Genomic DNA, 7,456 nt, shown 5'->3' on the forward strand with positions numbered 1-7,456 from the left:
CGGCGGTGGTGGCACGGCGGGTGGCGGTGGCGGCCTCGGCGCCGGCGGCACCGTCTTCGTCGAGCAAGGCGGCTCGCTGACCTTCAAGGGCGGCTCGCTCTCGAACGATTCCGGCTTCAACGCGGTCAAAGGCGGCACCAATGGCGGCGGCCAGACCAGCGGCTCGGCATACGGCTCCGGCATCTTCATCCAGGGCAACAACAATCTCAGCTTCGTGCCTGGCAGCGGCCAGACGCTGACTGTCACCAACGACATCGCCGACCAGAGCGGCAATGGCGGTACGGGCGCCAATGCGGGCGTCGGTGGCCTCGCCATCGGCGGCGGTGGCACCGTCATTCTCGGCGGCAACAACACCTATATCGGCAACACCACGGTCAGCGGCGCCGGCACAAGGGTGTCGATCTCGTCCAACGTCAATCTCGGCGCGCTCACCAGCATCCTTAAGCTCGGCGACGGCACCGGCATCAGCTTCACGGACGGCTTCACGCAGACCCGCAACATCACCGTCGCGGGCGATCCCGTCTTCAATGTCGCGGTCGGCGAAACCGTCACCCAGAGCGGCGTCATCTCCGATGGCGCGACGCCGGGCGACGTCGAGGTGACCGGTGGCGGACGGCTCGTGCTGTCGGCACACAACACCTATTCGGGCGGTACCGTCATCAAGGGTTCGATCCTTGAGCTCGCCGCGAACGGCGCGGTCGGGACCGGCGCGATCGCCTTCACCGACGGCTCTACCGAGAAGCTCGTGCTCGATGCCGCCGCATTCTCCGGCACCTCGTTCGGCACGTCGATCACCGGCTTTGCCGGCGGCGATACCATCGACTTCGGCAATCTCGCCTATAACGCAACGACAACGCTGTCCTATTCGAACGGCGTGTTGCTGGTGAAGAGCAGCGGCGGCACGACGCTCGCCTCGCTGAACCTGAGTTTTGGGGCGGGTGCCTCGTTCGGCTCGCTGATGCTTGCGTCCGACGGCTCGGCCTCGCCGCATCTCGAAATCCGGTCGCAGGCGAGCATCGCGTCGGTCACGGCGGATACCACCGGGCACCTCTCGACGCTGAACACCGGCAAGGTCGTCACCATCACGGTTGATTTCAGCAACACGGTGAGCGTGACCGGCGCGCCGCAGCTGCTGCTCAACGACGGCAAGGCCGCGACCTATCTCAGCGGCAGCGGCTCGCACACGCTGGTGTTCGGCTACATCGTGCAGGACGGCGACAACACGTCCGATCTGCAGGTGCAGAGCCTTTCGCTCAATGGCGGCACCATCAAGGATCCCGGCGGCCAGGACGCCGACGTGACCCATGCGGCCACCGACCTGCACCTCGTGGTCGACACGACGGCGCCGACCGTCTCTGTGGCGGCGACCCCGACTTTGCTGCTGGCAGGACAGACCTCGACCGTCACCTTCACCTTCTCCGAGGCGGTTACGGGTTTCGCGCTCGCGGATACGACGGTGAGCGGCGGTGTGTTGAGCAACCTCGTCCATGTCGGCCTCAATGCCGCGCACCAGGATATCTACACGGCGACCTTCACGCCCGATGTGACCAACGCCGAGGCAGGTTCGGTGCAGGTCAACGCATCGAGCTATACCGACAGCGCCGGAAACGCCGGTGCGGCAAGCAGCGCGATCACTTTCACGGGCGACACCAAGGCGCCGACGGTGCAGGTCGCCGCCGATCACAGCACGCTGACCGCCGGCGATAGCGCCGTCGTCACCTTCACCTTCTCCGAGGTCGTCAGCGGCTTTGGGCTCGGTGATGTCACCGTCCATGGCGGTACGCTGGGCAACCTCATCCATGTCGGCGTCGATGGCTCCGGCCATGACGTCTACACCGCGAGCTTCACACCCGACGTGACCAACACCGAGGCGGGCTCGGTACAGGTCAACGCGTCCAGCTATACCGACGTCGCCGGCAATTCCGGCGCGTCGAGCAATACGATCGATTTCACCGGCGATACCAAGGCGCCGACAGTGTCGGTTTCGGCCGACCACAATGCGCTGCTTGCCGGCCAGACCGCGGTGGTGACCTTCACCTTCTCCGAGGCCGTCGCGGGCTTTGCGCTCGGCGACGTCAGCGTCAGCGGCGGTGCGCTCGGTAATCTCGTCCATGTCGGCGTCAACGGCGCCGGCGAGGACACCTATACCGCGACTTTTACGCCTGATGTCAGCAACGCCGAGGCCGGCTCGGTCAAGGTCAACGCATCCAGCTACAGCGACACGGCAGGAAATGCCGGCGCGGTCAGCAACACGGCGGGCTTCACCGGCGATACGCAGGTGCCGACGGTCTCGGTCACGCTCAATCCGGACACGGTGCTGGCGGGCGACCTCTCGGTCGCGACCTTCACCTTCTCGGAGGCTGTTTCTGGTTTCACCCTTGCTGGCACCGCCGTCCATGGCGGCGCGCTGACCAATCTCGTGCATGTCGGGCTCAACGGCTCAGGCCACGACATCTACACCGCGACCTTCACGCCCGATGTCAGCGACACCGAGACCGGCTCGGTGAAAGTCAATGCATCGAGCTACAGCGACATCGCCGGCAATGCCGGTACGGCGAGCAATACCGCCACGATCGGCGGCGACACGCTGGCGCCGACTGTGTCGATCGCGGCGGATCGTAACGCGCTGCTGGCCGGCCAGACGGCGCTGGTGACGTTCACCTTCTCCGAACAAATTGCGAGCTTCGCGCTCGGTGACGTCACTGTGCATGGCGGGGCGCTGGGCAATCTGGTCCATGTCGGCGTCAACGCGTCGGGCCAGGACGTCTACACCGCAATCTTCACGCCGGACGAAAGCAACGCCGAAGCAGGGTCGGTGCAGGTCCGGGCGTCTTCTTACACCGACGTTGCCGGCAACACCGGTGCGGCGAGCGGCACCGTCAATTTCACCGGCGATACCAAGGCTCCGACGGTGTCGGTTGCCGCAAGCCCGAGCACGGTGCTGGCCGGCCAGACTTCAGTCGTCACCTTCACCTTCTCCGAGCACGTCATGGGCTTTGTGCTCAACGATACCGTCGTCGCCGGCGGTGCGCTGAGCAATCTGGTCCATGTCGGGCTCAACGTGTCGGGCCACGACGTCTACACCGCGCTCTTCACGCCAGATATCAATGACGTGCTGCTGGGCTCGATCCGGATCACGGCCTCGAGCTATGCCGACGATGCCGGCAATGCCGGGGCTGCAAGCAACACCGCCACCATCGGTGGCGACACGCATTCGCCGACGGTGTCAGTGGCGGCCGATCATACCGTGCTGCACGCCGGCGACGCGGCGCTCATGACCTTTACCTTTTCCGAGGCGGTCGCGGGCTTCGGGCTCGGCGACATCACCGTCCACGGCGGCCTGTTGGGCAGCCTGGTTCATGTCGGCCTCAACGGATCGGGCCATGATATCTACACCGCGATCTTCACGCCTGACGTCACCGACCATCTGTCGGCCGATCTGGCGGTTGCCGGGGCGAGCTACAGCGACGTCGCCGGCAATGCCGGTGCGGCAAGCGGCACCATCACCTTCTCAGGCGACACCAAGCCTCCGGCGGCGCCGCGGGTGACGCTGCATCAGGACACCGGTTTCTCGGCTTCCGATCACATCACCAACAATGCACTGATCGACTACACCAAGTCCGATGCGGCCGACACGCTGCGATTCAAGGCCGACGGCGCTTCGAGCTTCTCGGCCGTGGCGCCGGTCTTCACGACAGACGGCGTGCACACCGTGACGGTGCAGGAGGTCGATGCCGCCGGCAATGTCAGTGTGTCTTCCAGCCTGACCTTCACCCTCGATACGACAGCGCCGCATCTGACCGGGATCACCGCGACCCCCTCAGGGGGCGTCGGGGCAACGGGCTCGCTGGTGCAACTGACCGTAGGCTTCAACGAGACGGTTCACGTCAATGGCGGCACGCCGACACTGACGTTGAACGATGGCGGCAGCGCGATCTACGATGCCGCGGCGACAGCGCTGCTCGGCGATCCGTCGAAGCTGGTGTTCGATCACATCGTGTCGTCGACATGTCGTGCCGGCTCGCTGGCGGTGACCGGCTTCGTCGCCAATGGCGCTAACGTCGTCGATCTGGCCGGCAATGCGGCCTCGCTTTCGGCCGTGTCCGCCGCCTTCGATGCGCTGCACATCAACGAGACCATCGCCCCAGCCTACACGATCGGAGCGATCACCCGGCCGGAACTGCATCTGGATCTGGGCGGCCACGTCATCATGGATGCGACGGCATCGGCGTTCGCCGGACAATACGGCATGCAGTATTTGTTCCTCGGCCTGCCGGCGGGAACGCCCTACCAGACCGTTGCCGACTTCCATCTCTGATCGCAACGCGTCATTCCGCTTAGCGGAAAACAGATTGCTGCCGCTGCGGCTTGCTGCACTGCGGGCCATGCGGCATGATCCGCCCCTCGAAACGGACCTGATGGAATGAGGTCCGCATCTCCAGGGGAGGGTTTGAATGAGACGAGTTTTGGCCGGCGTGTTGGCCTGTGCGTTTGCGATCTCGGCGAATGCGTCGCTGGCGCAGGACAAGCCTCCGCTGAAGCTCGGCGGCATCCTCGACATGTCGAGCCTCTACGCCGACATCACCGGCTCGGGTAGCGAAACTGCCGCCAAGATGGCGGTCGAGGATTTCGGCGGCACGGTGCTCGGCCGCAAGGTCGAGATCGTGGTCGGCGACCATCTCAACAAGGCCGACCTTGCCGCCAACATCGCCCGCGACATGATCGACAACCAGGGCGTCGAGATGATCTTCGATGTCGCGGCGTCCGCGACCGCGCTCGCCGCCGGCGAGATCGCCAAGGCGCGCGGCAAGATCATCATCTTCAACGGCCCGGGCTCGATCCGCCTCTCCAACGAGGCCTGCGGTCCCTACACCGTGCACTACGTGTTCGACACCTTCGCGCAGGCCAATGTGACCGGCCTTGCCGCGGTGAAATCCGGCCTCGACACCTGGTTCTTCCTGACCGCGGACTATGCGTTCGGCCAGGACCTTGAAAAGGACACCAGCAATGTCGTGGTGAAGTCGGGCGGCAAGGTGCTCGGCAGCGTGCGGCATCCGATCAACACCTCGGACTTCTCGTCGTTCCTGCTGCAGGCGCAGGCCTCGAAGGCCAAGGTGATCGGGCTCGCCAATGCCGGCGGCGACACCATCAACGCGATCAAGCAGGGCGCCGAGTTCGGCATCACCAAAGGCGGCCAGAAGATCTCGCCGCTCCTGGCTTTCGTGACCGACATCGACAGCGTCGGGCTCGAGACCGCGCAGGGGCTGCTGCTCGCGGAGGCGTTTTACTGGGACCTCAATGACGACAGCCGCGCGTTCTCGAAGCGTTTCATGGAGCGCGTCAAGCGGGTGCCGACCTCGGCGCAGGCCGGCGTCTACTCCTCGGTGACGCACTATCTCAAGGCGGTGAAGGCTGCCGGCACCACGGACGCGGCCGCCGTCATGAAGGTGATGAAGGAGACCCCGATCAACGACATGTTCGCCAAGAACGGCAGGATCCGAGAAGACGGCCGCATGGTGCACGACATGTATCTGTTCGAGGTCAAGAAGCCCTCGGAATCGAAGGGCCGCTGGGACGACTACAAGCTGCTCGCGACCGTGCCGGGCGACCAGGCGTTCCAGCCGCTGGAAGCCTCGCGCTGCCCGCTGGTGAAGAAGTGACGAAGTCATCCAGGGCGTCATTGCGAGGAGCGATAGCGACGAAGCAATCCATCCAACCGCGGATGCGGAAGCGTGGATTGCTTCGCTCCGCTCGCAATTGACGGTGCGGACGCAGTTTGTGCATAACCACAATAACGAAAGGCAAAACGCCATGAGCGACAATCAGATGGTTCTCCAATCCCTCGACAAGGGCCTGCTCACCATCACCATGAACCGTCCCGATCGGCGCAATGCGCTCAATCCCGACATGACGCGCGGTCTGGTCGAGGCGGCGCGGCGTGCGCAGGATGATACCGAGGTGCGTGCGGTGCTGATCAGGGGCGCCGGCGGCACCTTCTGCGTCGGCGGCGACGTCAAGTCGATGGCGGAAGGCCGGGCGCCGCTGCCGTTCGAGGCCAAGATGGCGAATCTGCGCCGCGGCATGGAGGTCTCGCGCATCCTGCACACGATGCCGAAGCCTGTCGTGGCGCAGCTCGACGGTGCGGCGGCCGGCGCCGGACTTTCGATCGCGCTGTCCTGCGACCTGCGCGTCGCCAGCGCCTCCTGCAAGATCACCACCGCCTTTGCCAAGGTCGGCTTCTCCGGCGACTACGGCGGCACCTATTTCCTGACCAAGATGCTCGGCAGCGCCAAGGCGCGCGAGTTCTATCTGATGTCGCCGGTGCTGTCGGCGCAGGAGGCCTATAACCTCGGCATGGTCTCCAAGGTGGTGCCCGATGCCGATGTCGAGGCCGAGACGCTGGAGCTCGCACGCTCGCTGGCGCAGGGCCCGTCGGTGGCGCTCGGTTACATCAAGCGCAACATCAACAATGCCGAGACCATGACGCTGGAAGCCTGCTTCGACGGCGAGGCGATCCACCACACCCGCGCCGGCGAGACCACCGACCACAAGGAAGCGGCGAAGGCCTTCGTCGAGAAGCGCAAGCCCACCTTCCAGGGGCAGTAGACCGTGACCAATCACATGGCCGATTACATGCGGCTGCGGCAGATCTGCCTGGTGGCGCCGCAGCTCGCACCCGTGATCGCTGATATCTCCGCCATCATGGGCCTCGATGTCTGCTACCGCGACGGCAACGTCGCCAAATACGGCCTTGAGAACGCGCTGCTGCCGGTCGATACGATCCTCCTGGAAGTCGTCGCACCCTTCCAGCCCGGGCCGGGCACCGCGGCCGGCCGCTTCATCGAGAAGACCGGCGGCCACGGCGGCTACATGGCGATCTTCTGCTGCGAGGATCCCGACGCGCGCGGCGCCAAGGCCAATGCGATGGGCGTGCGCACCGCGAATGTCATCACGCACGCGCCGTATCATGGCGTGCAACTGCATCCGCGCGACTGCCGCGCCGCCTTCATCGAGTTCAACCACACCGACGGCAGCGACGATGTGCTTGGGCCGTATCCACCGGCCGGTCCAGACTGGCAGAAGTCGATCCGCAAGGACACGACTTTGGCGCTGACCGAGGTCGAGATGCAGAGCCCCGCGCCGCAGGCACTGGCCGAGCATTGGGGAAAGATCGTCGGCGTTCCCGCTGACGGCACCGTGGTGAAGCTGCCGAATGCCATCTTCCACTTCGTCAAGGGCGACAGCGAGATCATGAGCGGCTTGACGTTCAAGGTCGTCGACAAGGCGAAGGTGCTGGAGGCCGCGAAGGCCAGAGGCTGTGCGGTGAAGGGTGACGCGTTCCAGCTCTGCGGCGTGACGTTCAAGCTGACGGCGTGATGTTGTAGCCCGGATGCAGCGCAGCGAAATCCGGGACCGCGCTCTCAGCGGATAGACGGTCCCCGGATTGCGCTGCGCT

At 65.1% G+C, this 7,456-nt stretch carries 4 protein-coding genes; all 4 read left to right on the forward strand.

The annotated features are described in order from the left end of the window. The coding region (locus H8A92_RS38755; protein ID WP_229200541.1) for a beta strand repeat-containing protein at positions 1 to 4,318 on the forward strand (4,318 nt) is incomplete at its 5' end. A 136-nt stretch (positions 4,319 to 4,454) separates the two neighbouring features. Beyond that, positions 4,455 to 5,660: an ABC transporter substrate-binding protein gene (locus H8A92_RS38760; RefSeq protein WP_229200542.1), complete on the forward strand. Its 1,206-nt coding sequence runs from the start codon at positions 4,455 to 4,457 to the stop codon at positions 5,658 to 5,660. A gap of 151 nt (positions 5,661 to 5,811) precedes the next feature. Further along, complete coding sequence (locus H8A92_RS38765) at positions 5,812 to 6,606, forward strand: enoyl-CoA hydratase (RefSeq protein WP_229200543.1); 795 nt, start codon at positions 5,812 to 5,814, stop codon at positions 6,604 to 6,606. A gap of 15 nt (positions 6,607 to 6,621) precedes the next feature. Continuing rightward, positions 6,622 to 7,377, forward strand: coding sequence for a VOC family protein (locus H8A92_RS38770; RefSeq protein WP_229200544.1), 756 nt, complete (start codon positions 6,622 to 6,624; stop codon positions 7,375 to 7,377). Positions 7,378 to 7,456: the final 79 nt, after the last annotated feature.

The organism is Bradyrhizobium acaciae, assembly GCF_020889785.1.
In the GTDB taxonomy this organism is placed as follows: Bacteria; Pseudomonadota; Alphaproteobacteria; order Rhizobiales; family Xanthobacteraceae; genus Bradyrhizobium; species Bradyrhizobium acaciae.

What these genes read in the sequence shown, in the direction of transcription:
- H8A92_RS38760 (WP_229200542.1), top strand. Translation starts at nt 4,455, where the DNA reads ATGAGACGAGTTTTGGCCGGCGTGTTGGCCTGTGCGTTTGCGATCTCG.
- H8A92_RS38765 (WP_229200543.1), top strand. Translation starts at nt 5,812, where the DNA reads ATGAGCGACAATCAGATGGTTCTCCAATCCCTCGACAAGGGCCTGCTC.
- H8A92_RS38770 (WP_229200544.1), top strand. Translation starts at nt 6,622, where the DNA reads ATGGCCGATTACATGCGGCTGCGGCAGATCTGCCTGGTGGCGCCGCAG.